Source organism: Maribacter sp. 2-571 (genome assembly GCF_050589625.1).
Taxonomy (GTDB): domain Bacteria; phylum Bacteroidota; class Bacteroidia; order Flavobacteriales; family Flavobacteriaceae; genus Pelagihabitans.
This window is the reverse complement of sequence record NZ_JBNGOP010000010.1, coordinates 88968-107806: the sequence shown is the minus strand read 5'-3', so window position 1 is coordinate 107806 and position 18839 is coordinate 88968. Positions and strand designations below refer to the sequence as shown.

16 protein-coding genes are annotated in these 18839 nt (G+C 46.4%); 10 read left to right on the top strand and 6 right to left on the bottom strand.

Features of this window, described 5'->3' with window-relative positions; translation table 11 throughout:
• The first annotated feature begins 1287 nt into the window (after positions 1–1287).
• On the top strand, positions 1288–3768 hold the full coding sequence (locus ACRD7P_RS09260) for a T9SS type A sorting domain-containing protein (RefSeq protein ID WP_430907269.1): 2481 nt from the start codon (positions 1288–1290) through the stop codon (positions 3766–3768).
• 113 nt (positions 3769–3881) lie between these two features.
• Here the strand turns inward: ACRD7P_RS09260 and ACRD7P_RS09255 are convergent, their stop codons facing one another.
• The 3 genes from ACRD7P_RS09255 to ACRD7P_RS09245 are packed head-to-tail and all read right to left on the bottom strand — an operon-like array spanning position 3882 to position 7171.
• The gene (locus tag ACRD7P_RS09255; RefSeq protein ID WP_430907268.1) at positions 3882–4793 is read right to left on the bottom strand and encodes a hydroxypyruvate isomerase family protein; all 912 of its coding nucleotides are present in this window, start codon (positions 4791–4793) and stop codon (positions 3882–3884) included.
• 9 nt (positions 4794–4802) lie between these two features.
• On the bottom strand, positions 4803–5453 hold the full coding sequence (locus ACRD7P_RS09250; protein WP_430907267.1) for a gluconate 2-dehydrogenase subunit 3 family protein: 651 nt from the start codon (positions 5451–5453) through the stop codon (positions 4803–4805).
• Entirely contained in the window at positions 5453–7171 is a 1719-nt protein-coding gene (locus ACRD7P_RS09245; RefSeq protein WP_430907266.1) for a GMC oxidoreductase, read from the bottom strand. The genes ACRD7P_RS09250 and ACRD7P_RS09245 overlap by 1 nt, the downstream gene beginning before the upstream one ends.
• Positions 7172–7395: 224 nt before the next feature.
• Between ACRD7P_RS09245 and ACRD7P_RS09240 the strand changes: the two genes are divergently transcribed.
• The 3 genes from ACRD7P_RS09240 (at position 7396) to ACRD7P_RS09230 (ending at position 10683) form a co-directional block, all read left to right on the top strand.
• On the top strand, positions 7396–8406 hold the full coding sequence (locus ACRD7P_RS09240; RefSeq protein WP_430907265.1) for a sugar phosphate isomerase/epimerase family protein: 1011 nt from the start codon (positions 7396–7398) through the stop codon (positions 8404–8406).
• Between the two features lie 67 nt (positions 8407–8473).
• Positions 8474–8917 carry a DinB family protein gene (locus ACRD7P_RS09235; protein WP_430907264.1) on the top strand — a complete coding sequence of 148 codons (444 nt, stop codon included), beginning with the start codon at positions 8474–8476 and terminating at the stop codon, positions 8915–8917.
• Positions 8918–9543: 626 nt separating this feature from the next.
• Positions 9544–10683 carry a Gfo/Idh/MocA family protein gene (locus ACRD7P_RS09230; protein WP_430907263.1) on the top strand — a complete coding sequence of 380 codons (1140 nt, stop codon included), beginning with the start codon at positions 9544–9546 and terminating at the stop codon, positions 10681–10683.
• A 150-nt stretch (positions 10684–10833) separates the two neighbouring features.
• On the opposite strand, the gene ACRD7P_RS09225 is transcribed toward ACRD7P_RS09230, so the two are convergent.
• The gene (locus tag ACRD7P_RS09225) at positions 10834–11292 is read right to left on the bottom strand and encodes an ASCH domain-containing protein (protein WP_430907262.1); all 459 of its coding nucleotides are present in this window, start codon (positions 11290–11292) and stop codon (positions 10834–10836) included.
• A gap of 39 nt (positions 11293–11331) precedes the next feature.
• A complete protein-coding gene (locus ACRD7P_RS09220) occupies positions 11332–13035 on the bottom strand; it encodes a GMC oxidoreductase (protein WP_430907261.1) in 1704 nt (567 codons plus the stop codon).
• Between the two features lie 153 nt (positions 13036–13188).
• Here ACRD7P_RS09220 and ACRD7P_RS09215 point away from each other — a divergent pair, with 153 nt between their 5' ends.
• From ACRD7P_RS09215 to nadD, 6 genes are all read left to right on the top strand, one after another.
• The gene (locus ACRD7P_RS09215) at positions 13189–14241 is read left to right on the top strand and encodes a sugar phosphate isomerase/epimerase family protein (RefSeq protein ID WP_430907260.1); all 1053 of its coding nucleotides are present in this window, start codon (positions 13189–13191) and stop codon (positions 14239–14241) included.
• Between the two features lie 34 nt (positions 14242–14275).
• Positions 14276–15034: a 3-keto-disaccharide hydrolase gene (locus ACRD7P_RS09210; RefSeq protein ID WP_430907259.1), complete on the top strand. Its 759-nt coding sequence runs from the start codon at positions 14276–14278 to the stop codon at positions 15032–15034.
• Positions 15035–15066: 32 nt separating this feature from the next.
• The gene (locus tag ACRD7P_RS09205; protein ID WP_430907258.1) at positions 15067–15879 is read left to right on the top strand and encodes a 3-keto-disaccharide hydrolase; all 813 of its coding nucleotides are present in this window, start codon (positions 15067–15069) and stop codon (positions 15877–15879) included.
• 268 nt (positions 15880–16147) lie between these two features.
• Positions 16148–17005: a YicC/YloC family endoribonuclease gene (locus tag ACRD7P_RS09200; protein WP_430907257.1), complete on the top strand. Its 858-nt coding sequence runs from the start codon at positions 16148–16150 to the stop codon at positions 17003–17005.
• 51 nt (positions 17006–17056) lie between these two features.
• Positions 17057–17662 (top strand): guanylate kinase, encoded by a 606-nt coding sequence (gene gmk / locus ACRD7P_RS09195; RefSeq protein ID WP_430907256.1) that lies wholly within the window; start codon positions 17057–17059, stop codon positions 17660–17662.
• Positions 17659–18246: a nicotinate (nicotinamide) nucleotide adenylyltransferase gene (gene nadD, locus ACRD7P_RS09190; RefSeq protein ID WP_430907255.1), complete on the top strand. Its 588-nt coding sequence runs from the start codon at positions 17659–17661 to the stop codon at positions 18244–18246. The genes gmk and nadD overlap by 4 nt, the downstream gene beginning before the upstream one ends.
• Positions 18247–18329: 83 nt before the next feature.
• Here the strand turns inward: nadD and ACRD7P_RS09185 are convergent, their stop codons facing one another.
• On the bottom strand, positions 18330–18725 hold the full coding sequence (locus tag ACRD7P_RS09185) for a hypothetical protein (protein WP_430907254.1): 396 nt from the start codon (positions 18723–18725) through the stop codon (positions 18330–18332).
• Positions 18726–18839: the final 114 nt, after the last annotated feature.

Sequence of the window (18839 nt, the reverse complement as noted above, 5' to 3'; positions counted from 1 at the left end):
AGCATACGCTGCGATATAAATAATCAAAATCGTGAGATGTTTGTCCATTTTGCCCCTTTTGTAAAGAAAACTTTAAGTAGATACGTAATAAACGTAAAAAAAGATTACGAAACCCGTGTTTGTTCTAACGCAGTATTTTTAAAATACGTATACCGATGTCCAGAAAAGAATGTTGACGTCCACCGCGGTCCTCAATTTGTTCCGCTACTGTCCGAATACCTTAGCAATCCGTTCATGAACCCTAAAGCTCGCTAAAATCGACTTGCTTCTTTTTATAGGAACGGTACACCAGCTTGGAAAGCACCACTAAGGACAAATAACCGATAAGGAGAATAATATAAGCTTGCATATCTTAAAAACGGGCAGATAGTGTCCTATCGTGTGGGCCGAGTGTGCATTGCATCGAAAAGTGTCAAAAAAATCGATGAACTGTCCCACAAAACTCATAAAATCCGATAAAAAGCGCTTTTCACCGCTAAAACGCATTTTACAAAAGCGGCTTTTTCTTATCTTGAAAGCGTCTTGATACCATTTCGACGCAGCCATCGGGGTATGAAACCCAATGGTAGGAATCAAAAGGCATGAACTTTCACAAAAAGAGATAGACGCTTCCATAGCCCGTTTGAACACCCCGGAAATTCCAAATTAATTTCAAGGAAATAGTCCCGCTGTCCTACTAGACGGCACGGATAATGTGCTATAAAACCCATAAAAACACACTTTTTTTGCTCAAAACGTGCATTTCATCGATTATTTAAGGTTTTAAACGTCTAATTGGACTCGTTCTAACGTACATAATCCGCAAGTGCGTAAGCAATTGCAATTGACCACCTTTTTGGCCCCAAGCCTACACCAACTTGATACTTGTTTTATACGATATAAAATGATTATCATGTACAAAAACCGGTTGCCCCGTAAACGACCTACTTTGCTATTTTTAATGCTTCCTTCCCCATAGGAAGCATTGGTCATTTCAAAAGGTTCTAAAAGCCGCTTCTGACGACAAAAGACCGTATGGAACCTATTTGAAACCCAATGGGCCATGCATCACCAGCTGTCAAGGTGACAACGAACACTTCGCATTGGTATGTCAACCCCACTTTTTCTGTTTTGTTGAACGACTTTAAGTAAACATTGGTGTCGTTGGGCCGGTAATGAAAACTTTCGTACAACGGTTTATCGGTTCCATTATTCATCAAAAACAAACAGTACACCCGAAAATGCGTGGCATCCACTGCAGTAGGTGAATTTAATTCCTCATTCCATAAATACCCTAAATTATCGACTATGAAACTATTTTTAAGCGCTTTGATTTTTTTAACCACACTGCCCTTCTGGCTCCTTACCCACACTTCAGGCCCTTCAGAGGCTTTTAAAACCAGCGAAAAACAACCCTTACTGTACGATTCGGTGGTAGGTTCCAACACCGTTCGTATTATGAAAATTCAGGCCAATATGGTGGTCGATACTGCCGACGAGTTATTGGAACTCGTAGACCGTGCCAAAGCAAAAGGCGCGAACACCGTACTTTACGGAGATTCAAAGCTCAACCGTTTTGGTTTGGGAGCTTCCTTGGGAGATCGATGGAACGCCGAAACCCAGAAATTCATAACAGGGGTCAAACAGCGCGATATGGACCTGCTGCTGATGACCATAACCATGGGGTTTTGTTCTTCCGTTATTTCGGACGAAGTCCAGTTGACTACAGGTTACCCCATAAAAGACCAGCCCTTAAAACGGGTGGGGAACGAACTCCGCCCGGTCAGTACCGCTGCCATTCCCAATGGGGGCTTTGAAAGGTTTTCGGGAAATGAGCCCGAAGGGTGGTCGTTTCAAGATGCTCCCGGTAGCCGTACGTTTATAGACCGTTCCGTAAAACGGTCGGGAAACGCCTCGTTCCGTGCCGAAGCCAAAGGCGGTAACATGTCACGAATAATTACCGCTTTTGATGTAAAACCCTTTCATCAGTACACACTGCGTTTTTGGGTAAAGACCCAAAACTTGAGTGCCCAAAACCTTTTGGCGGTCGTTCGCGATGAAAACAACAAAGACCGAAACCTGACCAATCTTCGATTATCCCTTCCCAATGATGATGGCTCCCGCAACTATTTTAACAGACCCGATAATTTGACCATCGACTGGACCGAAATGCGGATCGCTTTTAACAGCCTAAATGCCACTCAAGTAAACTTGGGGCTTTCCGTGTTTGGAGGCACAAACGGCAGCATCTGGTGGGACGATGTGCAAGTATTGGATACCCCGGCGCTCAACTGGATCAATAGGGACGACCTCCCCGTATCGATCAAAAGGGAAAATGGGAGCAATCTTTCCTTTGGGAAAGACGTAGTGTTGCCCGAGGACCCCAAACTTGGCGTTTCGGGCTTTAAGGGAAAATATGACACCCAACACCGGGGGCCGAAAATTGTATTGGGCCAAAACAGCGGCATTGCCGAAAACGAAACCATTACCATTAGCGGTTACCACGCATTGCCCACCGCCAACGGTCAGGTTTCCTGCTCTTGGAACCACCCGGAAATCTACGCACGCATGAAACAGATCCATCAAACTTTGGAAAACACTTACCGTCCGGATGGTTACTTGGTAAACTATTCCGAAATACGCACCGGTGGTTGGGAACCGCTCGATACCGAGGTAGGCACTTCGGGAAAGGCCCTGGCAAAAAGTATCGGCAGGGTGTTCAAGGACCTAGGGGAGGTAGCGCCCAATGCGCGACGGTTTTTCTGGAACGATATGGTGGACCCCAACCATAATGCCAAGGCCAATTACTATCAGGTAAACAATACCCTTTCGGAATCATGGACCACTTTGGACCCCAATAAAACGGTCATTGCTACTTGGTGGGAAGGCGAAAAAATTACTAAAAATGGACCAAATTCCTTAAAATTCTTCTCCGACAATGGATTTGAGCAGGTAATCGGGGCATTTTATGATGCCGATGTCGGTACCAATTTTTCCAGATGGCAGACCGCAGCTACCGGTATTTCCGGTATTATCGGAAATATGTACGCCACTTGGAGAAAGGACTATTCCAAACTAGAAGCTTTTGGGGATTTTTGGTGGACCCAGCGCGGTAGTACGACCGAAGACGGAGCCGAAACCGATTCCCTTTCGGTGGCGACCAGAATTACGAACGTAGTCCCTGGAGAAACCTACAACATATCGGTAGCGTACGAAGCGGCCCGGGAACGGGATATCGTTATTCTTTTTCAACAGAACAGAGCGCCTTGGACCAATTATGGCTACGTTCGCAAAGCGATAACAAAAGGTAGCGGTGAGGTTACCCTATCATTACAGGTGGCGGAAGAAACCCCTATCGAAAACAATGGGTACAAGTGGACCGTTTTTATTGCCCCGAAGGGAAAAGGTTGGAACGACCTGCTCTTTGTTGAGCGCATAGATCCCGTAAGCGCCACGGAGCCGCAGCAAGCCTCATCGGAAACGAACGATACGAATGCATCGCAATCAGATGCAATAGACCCTGTTGAAATCGCGGAAGAACCTTCCGTAGCTGAAATTGTGGTATATCCCAACCCCATAAAAACGCAAGAAACAACTCTAAGGTTTCCCGATATACAAACCAATATCTCCGCACGTATCTATGATATGAACGGGAAATTGATGGCTGCGCAACAGACCAAAGAAGTAAAGGAAATGAAATTGACTACCGGCATACTCCCCACTGGGACCTATCTTTTACAGATTTTCCACGATTCCGGGACCTCTACCAAAAGAATTTTGGTCGATTGAAGCAAGACGCTTTATAGTAAAAACCGAACCATCTGCGCAATTTTTGCCATATGGTTCGGTTTTTTTACTATATCGGAAATACAACAGATCGGGAAAGTACGCGTAACTAATCCCTAAAAGGCATCTACCTTTTTATAGGCCTCGATAACCGCTTTTTCGCCCTCTTTGTCCGGCCTTGAGTTGCCATGTTCCATACCAAGAATACCATTGAACCCCTTGGAATGAATATGTTTGAAGACGTTGGTATAATTGATTTCCCCTGTAGTAGGTTCTTTTCTGCCGGGATTGTCCCCAATTTGGATATAGGCAATTTCACCCCAACAGGCGTCAATATTCGCAATTAGGTTTCCCTCTTGGATTTGCTGATGATAGATATCGAACAAAATTTTACAGGACGGCGAATCGACCGCTTTACAAATTTCGTATGCCTGCGCGGAACCGGTCAAAAAGAGACCGGGATGGTTTAAAAAGTTGAGTGGTTCCAGTACCATAACCAAGCCATGGGGTTCCAAAATGGCCGATGCCTGCTTTAGGGACTCTACCACATGCGCCGTTTGATATCCCATTGCCTGCCGTAGGTCCAAATGTCCCGGAACTACCGTCATCCATTTGGCGTTTACCCTTTTGGCCACAGCTACGGATGCTTTGATGTAGTTTAAAAACTCCGTTCGTTTTTCGGCATCGCCCGAGGCAAGGTTGGGCTTGTCCCAATAAATCTCATGTGCCACAAAAACGCCCATTTCAATCCCGCGCTCCTGCATCGTTTTCGCCATTCGTTCCTGCAGGCCTATTTCACGATTGCGCATATTATTATCCTCAAAGGCTCGAAACCCTTGATCTGCCATAAAGCCGAGCTGGTCAATGGGATCTTCTCCCGCGTGGTGTTTGAACATCCCCAAATGTGGGGCATATTTTAACCGGTACGTATGCTGTAGTTGCCGCTTTTTGGCATATAGGGAAGGGATGCCAAGGGTTACGGCACCACTTCCCAATACGGCGTTCCGGACAAAGTTTCTTCTTTTCATTTCAACCGGCTACAACGACCATGCTTTTCCACCGGTAAGCTCTTGTACATCGCCACATCCGACATATTCCCCCGGAATGGGCAAATACGCCAATACTTCTTCCCCAACGTATTCCGAGGTTTTGTATCCCCAAATACTCATGTCGCGTACGGTATTGGCAAAAGCGAAGCTGGCAACGGTATCGTCCAATAGCACGCTACTGTCCTCTGCTGCCACGCCCTCCTCATATTTCTGAAGGGCCTCAAAATTCGCCTCCCTATCTTCTTTGGAAATTTTCAGTAGTCCGCCGAACACCTTCTCCAATGCTTCCGCGTCAACATCCGCCAAGGTTTCGCTACCACTTTCGGTCAAGGCCTTCTGCATAAACTTTTCGGTGGTCAGCTTTAAAAAATCCCGCTTTTTTGGCTCCATTGCCTCTGCCGCAAACCGGTCCAAAAACAAATGCACCTGCATTTCCGATGCCGAGGGAGTATCGGTTTTCGGTAATACGATGTCGACCAATTTTAACAACGCGGCACCTTGGTCCTTGGTGAAAAAATCTGGTTCCCAGGTCATTGCCGGTTCGGTCTTACAACCTTGCATTAGGCTGATCAGTGTTGGGGTAGCAACGGTATATCCCATTGCCATACCCATATTTCGGAGTGCTTTTCTTCTATCCATTATATATTTCCTTTTTTTAGTTCGCTCACGGCATGGTTTGCCGCTCTGGCCGTAAAGGCCATATAGGTAAGTGATGGGTTTACGCAGCTCGCGGAGGTCATAAAAGAACCATCGGTAACATAAACGTTAGGTACATCGTGCAGGGCGTTGTTTCCGTTCAATACGGAAGTCTTTCTATCACGCCCCATACGTGCGGTACCCATCTCGTGGATACCAAGGCCCAACGCTCCCGGACTATCAAAGGGCTTTACATCCCTAAGGCCGGCTTTTTTCAACATGTCCACGGCCGATTGCATCATATCCTTACGCATGTTCAACTCATTTTCTCTCAGCTCTGCATCAAAGGTCACCGTAGGAAGTCCCCATTGGTCCTTTTGGTCATAGTCCAAAGTAAAACGGTTGTCCTGATACGGCAATACCTCTCCAAAACCGCCCATTCCAAAGGACCATCCGCCCGGTTTTAGGAGCGCGTCCTTCAGCGCTTTACCATGGGAAAGTTCCGCTATGGTTTCCTGCCAATTCCCTCTTCCCGCACCACCTTGGTAACCAAAGCCTCGCTTGTAATCGGCACGGTCGGAGCTTCCGCCCAAATTTCGGAAACGCGGAATATAAATACCGTTCGGTTTTCGTCCTTTGTAATATTTGTCCTCAAATCCATCGAACTTTCCTTCTGCACCGACCTTTAAATGGTGATCCATGATATTTCTCCCCAATTGATCGGAGTCGTTGCCCATTCCGTTCGGGAAACGGTCGGATTTTGACTGCATCAAAATGGAGGTGGATGCTATTGCCGAAGCACATAAAAACACCACCTTGGCCTTAAACTCAAAGGTTTCCTTGGTCACCCGGTCGATAACTTTGACACCCGTTGCCTTTTTGGTATCCGCATCGTACATAATTTCGTGTACAATAGAATCGGGGCGTAGCGTCATATTTCCGGTAGCCTCCGCGGCCGGCAAGGTGGATGAAAGACTACTGAAATAAGCCCCAAAAGGACATCCCCGTATACAACGGTTCCTATACTGGCAACGTACCCTTCCGTCCCCTTCAAATTTTTTATCACTTGTGATATGTGCGACACGACCGGCGGTCACCACCCTACCATCAAAATTTTCGGCCACCTTTTCCCGAACATGCTGTTCCACACAGTTGAGCTCCATCATGGGCTCGAACTGCCCGTCGGGAAGCTGGGGCAACCCCAGGTTTTCACCGGAAACCCCGATATAGGCCTCTACTTTATCGTACCAAGGGGCAATATCCTTATACCGTACCGGCCAATCGACCGCCACGCCCTCATTGGCATTCGCGTTAAAATCGATATCGCTCCAACGATAACTGTGGCGGCCCCATTGCAGGGAACGTCCCCCGACATGGTATCCCCGCATCCAATCAAAACGTTTTGTTTCATTGTACGGGTGCTCCAGATCGTTCACGAACCACATGTTATGCTGTGCACGGGTCGTATAACCCGTTCGTGCCTGTTTTAACTGTTTCTGTTTTTCTTCATAAGGAAGCTCGCCGCGAAGCGGAAAATCCCACTCGTCCTTATCGGCGGTCTCGTAATCTTCCCTGTGCGTGACCATCCTACCCCGTTCCAAGACCAAGGTTTTCAGACCGTTCTCACAGAGTTCCTTTGCCGCCCATCCACCGCTGATCCCAGTACCGACCACGATCGCATCATACGACTCCTGTTCTTCGTTGTAATAAAATTTACCCATGTACCAAATTGTTTAGTTGCTAAATTTATTAATATAAATTTAATTTTCTACATTTAAAGACCGTGGATGTTGCTAAAAACATAGCCTTTGTAGGCTTTTTTCACGCTTTTTCAGAAAATACAGCCTATGTTATTGCCATTCCGGAAATTTCCGGACCGAGATATGCAATAGGGCAGGCCCCTTTAAAAACAACTTGAAAAAAATTCACCTTGAAACACCTAACAATGAAACGAAGAAATTTTATACGTAATGGCGCAAGGGCCGCCTTGGCCATGGGCGTAATGTTCCTCTATGCCTGTAAAGAAACCAAGCAACCGGCAAGCGCGCCCAATGGGGAAGTGGCGGAAACCACAACGAAGACCCCCGCCCCATTTTTCAAACTTTCCTTGGCCCAATGGAGCATGCATAAGATGGTACAGGATGATGGTGTAGATCCGTACACTTTTGCTGAAAAAGCAAAATCGTGGGGATTCTCAGGTCTGGAATACGTGAGCCAATTGTACGATGCGGAATTAAAACCATTGGGTTATTCGGAAGCGGCCATGGCCGCTTTTGTAGAAAAATCAAATGCTGCGGCCAAAGAGCACGGCCTCCAAAACGTGCTGATAATGGTAGATCGCCAAGGCGATTTAGCGGTCGACGACGAATCCGAAAGGAATGAAACGGTGGAGAAGCATAAAAAATGGGTCGATGCCGCGGCGGCAATGGGCTGCCATGCCATTCGGGTAAACCTTAACGGCAGCTCGGAACCTGAGGAATGGAAATCGAATTCGGTGGACGGGCTTCGGAAGTTGGCAAGTTACGGAGCTGCGAAAAACATCAATATCATTGTGGAAAACCATGGCGGACTTTCCTCCAACGCAGCCCTGTTGGCCGAGGTCATGAAATCCGTTGACATGGACAATTGCGGTACCCTGCCCGATTTTGGCAATTTCTGCATCAAAAGAATGGACCCGGAAGATTACAGCAAGGGATGTGCCGAAATGTACGATATTTACAAGGGAGTTTCCGAGTTGATGCCCCATGCGAAAGCGGTAAGTGCCAAATCCCATGATTTTGATGCGGAGGGCAACGAAACGGAAATCGATTATGTGAAAATGTTACAAATCGTGAAAGATGCCGGTTACACCGGATTTATCGGCGTTGAATACGAAGGCAGGGAATTGAGCGAGGAAGCTGGAATAGCAGCTACAAGGGACCTTATGCTAAAGGCCGTAAAAGAAATGCATGAATAGTACCATTTAAACTTTGAAATGGTATATGGTATAACGTTTCCCCAAAACCTTAATCACCTTATTTATCGTGAAAGCTTTTTTTAATCAATTGTTCGACTATAACTTTCAAAGCAATAAAAAACTGATCACTACCTGCCAAGAAATGGAACAGGTTCCGGAGCAGCTTGCCATGCGATTTAGTCATATTTTGAATGCCCATCATATTTGGAACGCCCGGGCAATGGGCAAACCCTCCGAATTTTCGGTGTTTCAAGTACACCCGGTCAGTGGATGGGCCGACATCCACTACGAAAACCAGCGAACTTCTTTCGACATCACCACCCATGCCGACGATTTTGAAATACGTATCGATTACGAGGATTCCGAAGGGCGACTTTTCACCAATACCCTACAGGACATTCTTTTCCATATCATCAACCATTCTACCCATCACCGGGGACAGATGGCCATTGATTTTAGAACGGCTGGCAAAGAACCCTTACCGTTGGACTATATCTTTTACAAACGGTGAGTTGGGTAGGAAGCGGATTGCGAATAGTAACAAACCCCTGTTATCGTAGTATACTTCGGATTTTCGATTTCTGGAAGTTCGACCGGCCGCGCAGGGCTGTATTCATAAGGGTGCCTTTTTCCCCGGGCAAACGTGACGGACAGGGCCAATGAAATAGTGCCCAAGTGGTTATCGTTCGATCGGTATGTTCAATGCTAAGGTGAGTTCTACGTTAAAAATGGTCTTTATGATAGTATGAACCTTGTAAATCCGCTCTTTATCTTAAAAAATAGCCATTTATGGTCGGGCTCACTTTAATACAACAGTTGGGTATAACTTTCTTTCGCCGTCTTCGTTGCAAAACACCTTGGTCGAGGATAGGCATCCCATAGTTTTCGCTAAAACCAAAAAGTCCGTGACACTTTACTCATTTAAGCACTCTTTTGTCCAAAAATGAAAAGATTGCCTTTGACAGCGAGTTTTTTTATAAATTGTGAAAGCTTGCATATATCACCTAATGGAATAAGCAAAACACCAAGGCGTAAGCGTACGTTCCGGTCCGTTGCCTTTGTTTTGAAAAAGGAGCGTTATGAAGAAACGTAGCACACTTGAAAAATAAACAACGTTAATTTAAATTTTAGATTCAAATGCCAAAAAAAATCAGACTAGGAGTTTTGGGGGGCGGAGGCGATTCCCTTATCGGGGTATTGCACCGTGTCGCTTCGCAGATAAACGACAACTATGAAATCGTTGGGGCCGTATTCAACCCGGACTTTAAGGCCAACATGGCCTTTGCAAAAGAGATCGATGTTCCAACAGATCGGATATATGAAGATTTTGATACCATGGTAGCAGAAGAGCTGAAGCTGCCGGAAAATAAGCGCATACAGGTATTTTCCGTTCTAACACCGAACTTTTTACATTTTCCAATGGCCCTTAAACTATTGGAAAACGGTTTTCATGTGATTTGCGAAAAACCGATGACCACTACTTTGGACGAGGCCAAGATATTGCAAAAAGCCCACAAAAAGGCCGGTACCGTTTTTGCCCTTACCCACACCTATACCGGCTACCCTATGGTTCGCCAAATGCGGGAAATGATCAAAAAAGGTGCGTTGGGAAAAATTCATAAAATTGACGCGGTATACTACCAAGGGTGGATCAACACCATCATCCACGACAAGAAAAAACGTTCTTCGGTGTGGCGGTTAGATCCCAAAAAAGCCGGTATCAGTTCTTGTATCGGTGATATTGGGGTGCACGCTTTCAATATGGTAGAGTATACCACCGGCATGAAGGTGAAGTCCATTCTCAGTGATTTCAACTACCTCTACAAAGACAATAAAATGGATATCGACGGAACGGTATTGATCCGTATGAGCGATACTGTAAAGGGGGTCATCCGCAGCAGTCAGGTGGCAACAGGCGAAGAAAATGGCCTCGCCATTTCCATTTATGGAGAAAAAGCGGCATTTAAATGGGAACAGGAAAATCCGAATTTCCTTTATGTTTTGAGCGATACCAAACCCACACAGGTTTACAAACCGGGGCATGCCTACAACAGCAAACTATCCCTTAATGGTACAAAGTTACCTCCCGGACATCCCGAAGGTATTTTCGATTCTATGGCCAATATATATCTCGGGGCGGCCAAGGCCATCCGCGGAAAAAAGTATGACGACGCTGAGTTCCCGACCATGGTCGACGGAGTGCGCGGAATGAATTTCATAGAGGCCACCGTTGCATCCCATAAAAATGGGAACACTTGGGTCAATCTTGAAAAGTAACGGCAATACGCATACTATTTTAAGCTAGTTCCGTTGTTGTTTTGACATAAATGTACGGATACAAAAAATGCCCCGAACGTTACCGTCCGGGGCATTTAGTATTTATTGTGTACCCTTTTTATGTTCCGGAATCCGGAACGTAATGTACCTTTAGAAGACCTTTTCGAACTCCTGGCACACGATAATCATGCTTTCCCGAGGTACCCTGCCGAAGGGTTCCAATTCTTTATTGTAATATTCCCAGTGGGTACGTTTCCAATATGCCAAGCTTTGATCTCCTTCTCCTTCCTGTCGGGCATAGGCCTCGTCGATACTAAAAAAGGGACGCAAGCTCACCTTTGTCGTCCGTACGATACACTGCGCGGTACCCTCCCAATCGGTCACCACCATAAAATCGCCAATTTTAGGAAGGGGCTCCTTTCGGTATTGAAGCCCTAACAAACTTGGTGAGGTAGCTCGTTTGATGCCTTTTTTGACCAGAGCGGCACATTCATTGGCATCCATTTCATTATTACAGAAATGAACCGTTGTAGGGGCGTCTTCAAAAGCGTGTTCCAGATGTTTGTCCAGATAATCGCCCCACATATTTCTTGCTGATGCGTTTTCCATTTTAGGTCAGTGTTTTCGGTAAGACAATAATACAGAAAATCAAGAAAACTTTCCTGCCTTAAATTCTTCCGCGGCATGGTTTGCGGCCCTCGCCGTAAAGGCCATATAGGTCAACGAAGGGTTCACGCAACCCGAAGAGCTCATAAAAGCCCCATCGGTGACATATACGTTGGGCACCAAATGTACCTGATTGTGCTTGTTCAAAATGGACGTTTTGGCATCATGTCCCATTCGGGCCCCGCCCATCTCGTGGATCCCAAGCCCCGGACCGGTTTCTTCCTCGTACGGTTTTACATCATTAAAACCTGCCTTTTTGAACATTTCCATGATTTCTTTTTTGATATCCTCGCGCATACGATATTCGTTTTCCTTAAACTCCACGTCGAATGCCAATTGTGGTAGTCCCCACTTATCCTTTTCGGTTTCACTTAGGGTTACCCTGTTGCTATCGTAAGGTAAAAATTCGCCAAAACCGGTAACGCCAATTTCCCATGCGCCGGGTTCGAGCACTTTTTTCTTAAGTTCGGCGCCATACCCTAATTCCGCTACTGCGGCCGACCAATCCTCCCTACTGGCACGGCCCTGATATCCAAAACCACGGAGATAGCCCTCGCGCTTGGTATTTTCGTCCAAATTGACAAAACGCGGTATATAGAATCCGTTGGCCCTTCGGCCCTTATAGTATTTGTTCATGTGGCCGCTTATTTTTGCGGAAGCGCCCAGTTTGTAATGGTGGTCCATAATGTTACGCCCCAAAGCATCGGAATCGTTCCCTAGACCATTCGGAAAACGTTCCGATTTGGACTGCAACAAAATGCCGACCGAGGCCATGGCGGAAGCACAAAGGAAAATCACCTTTGCCTTAAATTCCAACTTTTCATTGGTCTCCGCGTCGATTACCTTTACACCCGTAGCCTTTTTAGTGGTATCGTCGTACATTACCTCGTAAACGATACTATTGGCCCGGAGGGTCATATTTCCAGTGCGTTCGGCAGCGGGCAAGGTGGAGGAATTGCTTGAAAAATAGCCTCCGAACGGGCATCCCCGCCAACAACGGTTTCGGTGTTGGCACACGCCCCTACCTTCAATATCGGCATCGGGATCGGTAATATGGGCCACCCTCCCTATGGTAAGTAAACGACCATCGTCATACTTTTCCGAAAGGGATTCCTGAAATTCCAATTCGGCACAGTTCAATTCCATAGGCGGTTGAAACTTACCATCCGGCAATTGTTTGAGTCCTAAATTTTGTCCGCTCACACCAATATACTCTTCTACTTTATCGTACCAAGGCGCAATATCATGATACCGTACCGGCCAATCCACACCATGCCCATCTTTGCCATTGGCCTCAAAATCAATATCGCTCCAGCGGTAGCTCTGCCGGCCCCAGGTAAGCGAACGACCGCCCACCTGATAGCCCCTGATCCAATCGAAGCGTTTGATCTCCACATAAGGATGTTCCAGGTCATTGACAAAAAAATGTTTCACATCTTCCTGGGGTGCCCATCCGACGCGATGCTGTTTATGATACTTTTTCTTGTCCGCTTCGGAAAGGTCCCCTTTAAGGGCATAATCCCAAGGATCATCGTGCATGGTGGGGTAATCCTCCAGGTGCGTTACCATACGACCCCTTTCCAGTACCAAGGTCTTCAACCCTTTTTCGGTAAGCTCTTTGGCGGCCCAACCACCACTGATTCCCGTTCCAACGACAATCGCATCGTATTCCACTTCCTGATTCATATATTTCTTGTATTAATTCTGACGGTTTTCCTATATTTATGACCTTCCTTACCTTACTAGTGGTCGGAAACTTTTAAGAATTTAAATATAACGTTTATTCTTAATACCTCCTTTGAAGCGAAAATTTATACGAAATAATAGACGTAATACGATATGAAGACAATTAAAGGACCTGCCGTATTTTTGGCACAATTCGTAGACAACAAAGCACCTTTCAACAGTTTGGACGGTATGTGCAAATGGGCCGCCGACTTGGGATATAAAGGGATTCAGATCCCTACATGGGAGCATTTCCTTATCGATCTGGACAAGGCGGCCGAGAGCCAGACCTATTGTGACGAGCTCAAGGGAAAGGTTAATTCCTATGGTTTGGAGATTACCGAGCTCTCTACCCACCTTCAAGGGCAATTGGTGGCGGTACATCCCGCATACGACCTCATGTTCGACAACTTTGCGCCCGATGCGGTAAAGAACAACCCAAAGGCACGGACCGAATGGGCGGTAGATGTGGTAAAAAAAGCCGCTACCGCCAGTAGACGTTTGGGCATTAAGGCCCATGCGACCTTTTCCGGAGCATTGCTATGGCACACTTGGCACCCCTGGCCGCAGCGCCCCGCAGGCCTTGTAGAAATGGGGTTTGAGGAACTGGCCAAGCGTTGGATGCCGATACTGAATCATTTTGACGAGGAAGGAGTAGACGTTTGTTACGAAATACATCCCGGGGAAGACCTACATGACGGAGATACCTTTGAACGGTTCCTGAAAGCGACCGGAAACCACAAAAGAGTCAACATTCTATACGATCCCAGCCATTTTGTATTACAGCAACTGGACTACATCGAGTACATCGATCATTACCATGAGTTTATCAGATCGTTTCACGTAAAGGATTCCGAATTCAACCCAACAGGGAAGAAAGGTGCCTTCGGGGGCTATAACGATTGGGGCGATCGTGCAGGGAGATACCGCTCGCTGGGGGACGGTCAAATCGATTTCAAGACCATTTTCTCAAAGCTTACCCAATATGGCTGCGACGTTTGGGCCGTAATGGAATGGGAATGTTGTATAAAAAGTCCGGAGCAGGGGGCACGGGAAGGGGCCATCTTTATACAGGACCACATCATCGAGGCCACCGAAAAAACCTTTGACGATTTTGCCGGAGCCGAAATCGACAAGGACGAATTACGAAGAATTTTAGGTACTTGATACCATTGCATATCCCCTCGTTAAAAACCGTACAATGAAAACTATTTTCTCGATTGCCTGTAGTATTATGTTGCTTTTTGTTAGCTGCAAGGAGCAAAAAAAAGAGGCCGTTTCCAGTGCGCCGGAAACCGAGGCCCAAGAGGTCGCCAGTACCGATACCGACCAAGAATGGACCGTATTGTTCGATGGTAGCTCTTTTGATGGATGGAAAGCATATGGCGGCGAAAACGTACCGGACCATTGGAAGTTGGAAGACGGTGCCATGGTGTTTTATCCTCCGGAAAACCGGGAAGAAGGAGCCACGTATAATCTTATTACCGAAAAACGATATACCGATTTTGAGCTTTCTTTGGAATGGAAGATATCGGAAGCCGGGAATAGTGGTATTTTTTGGGGAGTGATGGAAAAACCATCATTAAAACAACCTTATGAAAGCGGCCCGGAAATACAGGTATTGGACAATGCGGGCCACCCCGACGGGAAAAATGGGACAACGCATCAGGCCGGTGCCCTGTATGATATGATCGCACCGTCCAAGGACGTTACCAAAGCAGTGGGGGAATGGAACACCTGTATCGTTTCCATCGATCACAAAACGCAACAGGGTAGTGTTGTACTCAATGGCGAAAAAATCGTTACATTTCCCGTTAACAATGACGCATGGAACGCTTTGGTATCCGGTTCGAAATTTGCCGATTGGGAGCACTTTGGAAAGTACACTACCGGAAGTATCGGGCTGCAGGACCATGGGGACAAGGTCGCTTTCCGAAACATCAAAATAAAAGAACTTTAAACACCTAACCTTCGCTTACCTTAACCTCCTTTATGAAATATCTACACCTTGTAACATTGCTTTCCTTTACCGTAGTTTCGTGCCAACATAAGGAAACGCCACCCACTAACCCAACTACCGAAAAAACGGAAGTTATCGTACACGATGAATACGCTGGTGAGGAACCTACCGAACCGGAAGGCACCGAATATTACGAACCGAAAGTACCCGTTACGGGACCGGCATTGAACGGAAAGGCGCCAAAAGACGCCACGGTGCTCTTTGACGGCAGCAGTTTGGAAGGATGGGTACATTCCAAGGACAGCACCGCCGCAAAATGGCATTTAAACGATGACGGCAGCATGACGGTGGCGGACAAAACGGGAAATATACAGACCGAACGCGTTTTTGGGGACATACAGCTGCATATCGAATGGAAATCCCCTGCCGATGTGCAACGTGATGGACAGAACAGAGGAAACAGCGGTATATTTTTAAATGGCCTATACGAAGTTCAAGTGTTGGACAATAATGATAATGACACCTATGTTAACGGCCAGGTAGGCTCCATTTACAAACAAACACCACCGCTCGCCATGGCGTCGGTAGCTTCGGGCGAATGGAACACCTATGATATCATTTACCATGCCCCGGAATTTAATGCCGAGGGCGGTAAAATAAAATCGGGGACGCTTACCGTTTTGCACAATGGCGTTCTGGTACAGGACCATACAGAAATCAAGGGAACGACGCCGTATATTGGATGGCCCAAAAATCCTGCGCACGGGAAAGGCCCATTGTTACTGCAAGATCATGGGGACAATAGTCGCGTAAGCTATCGCAATATTTGGGTAAGGGAATTGTAAGGATGGAGGCCCTTGGAGGCTTGTATCGCGCCCATTTGCAAAAACGGCTTTTACATCGATACGATACTTGAGCCAAAACCATTGCCCGAATTTAAAGCACTGGACCCGAAACACGTTGAAGAATTGAATTCCTTTCCGGCGTTCACGGGTATCCGGGCCATACGAAAGCCAATTCCGTAACACTACTCCCGAAGCGCCCACCACCCTTTTTTGCATGGAGCCGTACGTACAAAATTGGTTACCTTTGCGCAATTCCAAAAAAAAAGTTATGATTCAATCCATGACCGGATTCGGGAAACATGTTGTTCAATTGCCCAACAAGAAAATTACCGTTGAACTGAAATCCCTCAACAGTAAAAACCTGGATCTGAACGCCAGAATGCCACCTGCTTACAGGGAAAAGGAATTGGAGCTTCGAAAGATCATAGCCACCGACCTCGTCAGGGGAAAAATCGATTTCAACCTTTATATCGAACTTACCGGTGAAGAAACCGGGGCACAGGTAAACGAGGTGGCCATTCGGAAATACATGCAACAACTGAGGACCATTGCCGATGGGGACGAACTGCGCCTGCTCGAAATGGCCCTGCGCATGCCGGATGCCATGAAAACCGAACGGGAAGACATTGACCCGGAAGAGTACAAGGGCATTCGAGAAGCGCTGCGTGTAGCCTTAACGGAAACAAACGATTTTCGCTCCGCCGAAGGAAAGGTACTGGAGACCGATTTTTCGGAACGCCTTCAAAACCTACAGGCTCTTTTAAAAGAGATTACCGCAATGGACCCCGAACGACTGGGGAACGTTCGGGAACGTTTGGAAAAAGCGGTCGCCGACATACAGGCGGAGGTAGACGCCAACCGTTTTGAACAGGAATTGATCTATTACTTGGAAAAGTACGATATTACCGAAGAAAAAGTTCGGCTACAGAACCATTTGGATTATTTTTCAAGCACCTTGGGCTCCACGGATTCGAACGGAAAAAAACTGGCTTTCATCACCCAGGAAATCGGTAGGGAAATCAATACCATAGGATCAAAGGCAAACTATGCCCCCATGCAGCAATTGGTCGTTCAGATGAAGGACGAACTGGAAAAAATTAAGGAACAAATGTTGAACGTGCTGTAATGATCACGGCCCTAACGGCAAAGCAATCTGTAAACCAAAAAAAAGACCATAGTGGCAAAAGGCGGTAAATTGATTATTTTTTCAGCACCCTCGGGAAGTGGCAAGACCACTATTGTACGGCACTTGCTCAAACAACCGGACCTCAACTTGGCGTTTTCGGTATCGGCCACCTCACGCCCCTCCCGAGGTGAGGAAAAAGATGGGCAACACTATTATTTTATGAGCGTACCCGAATTTAAAAAACACATTAAAAACGATGCTTTTTTAGAATGGGAAGAAGTATATCGGGATAATTTTTATGGCACCTTAAAAAGTGAGGTCGAACGGTTATGGGCGGAAGGCAAAAATGTCATTTTTGATATTGATGTGGTCGGCGGACTTCGGATCAAAAAGAAATTTCCAGAACAGACCTTGGCGGTATTCGTAAAACCCCCGAGTGTGGACGAATTGAAAATACGATTAAAAAAGCGCAGCACGGAAAGTGAGGACAAAATAAACATGCGTGTGGCAAAAGCGTCGGTGGAACTTGCTACCGCCCCGCAATTTGATAAGATCATTAAAAATTATGACCTGGAAGTAGCCCTCAAAGAGGCACATGCCATGGTAAAAGCTTATGTTGACGGCCCTGAGCCGGCATCCAACACCGCAGAAAATTGAAACGAGTCGGTCTTTTTTTCGGTACATTTAATCCTATCCATATCGGGCATATGGCCATTGCCAACCACATGGCCGAATTTTCGGATTTGGACGAGGTATGGTTCGTGGTGACGCCCCAAAGTCCCTTCAAGGTAAAAAAGAACCTGCTGGACAACCACCACCGTTATCAAATGGTTTTCGAGGCGACAAAGGAATTTCCAAAACTGCGTCCCTCTAAAATAGAATTCGACCTTCCACAACCCAATTATACCATAAACACCCTAGTACACTTGGAGGAAAAGAAAGGACCGGAACATCAGTTCTGTCTTATTATGGGCGAGGACAATTTAAAGGGGTTTCACAAATGGAAAAACTACGAGCTGATACTCGAACGGTACGACCTTTATGTATATCCCAGAATCGGCGAAGGGGAAATTACACATCAATTTAAGGACCATCCCAAAATACACCGGGTGGCCGCTCCCATAATGGAAATCTCCTCCACTTTTATCCGAAACCATCATAAGGCCGGAAAAAATATCCGCCCGCTACTCCCCGATCCGGTATGGCGGTACATGGATGAAATGAACTTCTATCGCTCCTGAATCCGATCGCTCAATTCGGAAATAGGTTCGATTTCCCGCTAATAAACGCACTGTATTGAAATTCTTAAAAAGTTTAAATGGTACTAATCCTTTACGATAAGGGATTCGGCCCAGGCAACCGCGTCGTCCAAACTTTTGAACATCCCAAAAGGCCTGTTCATGAAAGATTGTTCCATTTGGGCGATATCTTGGTTCATCACATCATAGGTAACGACCGCATAGCCCTTGAGGTTGGAGAACATGGCCGTTGTCTTGAAATGTGCGGTAGGATTGAAAGAATAGGAGTTTACCCTATTGGTGATATAAACGAAAGGTGTGGTGTTCCCGTAGTATTGTTTCGCAAGGGAGAGCATTTCCGTCGCATTTTCAAAAGCGAACGCAACCCCTTCGGCCACCTCGGCAACCATAAAGTTGCCATAAAAGGTAAATGTACCGATATCCAAATGGTGCTTTCCCAAATATGCCTGCTCCGAGTTCATAACCCTATTTTTCTTACGGTACTAAAAGATACAAAATTGCTGGATACCCGCAGTAATCCATATACAAGATTTATAAAAATTTAAAGCGAAGGAATGTGCGTCCGCGGATACCGT

Bases quoted from the DNA above. Each gene is read 5' to 3' on its own strand.
- ACRD7P_RS09245 (WP_430907266.1), bottom strand. From the start codon at position 7,171: ATGGGTAAATTTTATTACAACGAAGAACAGGAGTCGTATGATGCGATC.
- ACRD7P_RS09255 (WP_430907268.1), bottom strand. From the start codon at position 4,793: ATGAAAAGAAGAAACTTTGTCCGGAACGCCGTATTGGGAAGTGGTGCC.
- ACRD7P_RS09185 (WP_430907254.1), bottom strand. From the start codon at position 18,725: ATGAACTCGGAGCAGGCATATTTGGGAAAGCACCATTTGGATATCGGT.
- ACRD7P_RS09250 (WP_430907267.1), bottom strand. From the start codon at position 5,453: ATGGATAGAAGAAAAGCACTCCGAAATATGGGTATGGCAATGGGATAT.
- ACRD7P_RS09260 (WP_430907269.1), top strand. From the start codon at position 1,288: ATGAAACTATTTTTAAGCGCTTTGATTTTTTTAACCACACTGCCCTTC.
- ACRD7P_RS09215 (WP_430907260.1), top strand. From the start codon at position 13,189: ATGAAGACAATTAAAGGACCTGCCGTATTTTTGGCACAATTCGTAGAC.
- ACRD7P_RS09225 (WP_430907262.1), bottom strand. From the start codon at position 11,292: ATGGAAAACGCATCAGCAAGAAATATGTGGGGCGATTATCTGGACAAA.
- ACRD7P_RS09205 (WP_430907258.1), top strand. From the start codon at position 15,067: ATGAAATATCTACACCTTGTAACATTGCTTTCCTTTACCGTAGTTTCG.
- ACRD7P_RS09220 (WP_430907261.1), bottom strand. From the start codon at position 13,035: ATGAATCAGGAAGTGGAATACGATGCGATTGTCGTTGGAACGGGAATC.
- ACRD7P_RS09240 (WP_430907265.1), top strand. From the start codon at position 7,396: ATGAAACGAAGAAATTTTATACGTAATGGCGCAAGGGCCGCCTTGGCC.
- ACRD7P_RS09210 (WP_430907259.1), top strand. From the start codon at position 14,276: ATGAAAACTATTTTCTCGATTGCCTGTAGTATTATGTTGCTTTTTGTT.
- ACRD7P_RS09200 (WP_430907257.1), top strand. From the start codon at position 16,148: ATGATTCAATCCATGACCGGATTCGGGAAACATGTTGTTCAATTGCCC.
- ACRD7P_RS09230 (WP_430907263.1), top strand. From the start codon at position 9,544: ATGCCAAAAAAAATCAGACTAGGAGTTTTGGGGGGCGGAGGCGATTCC.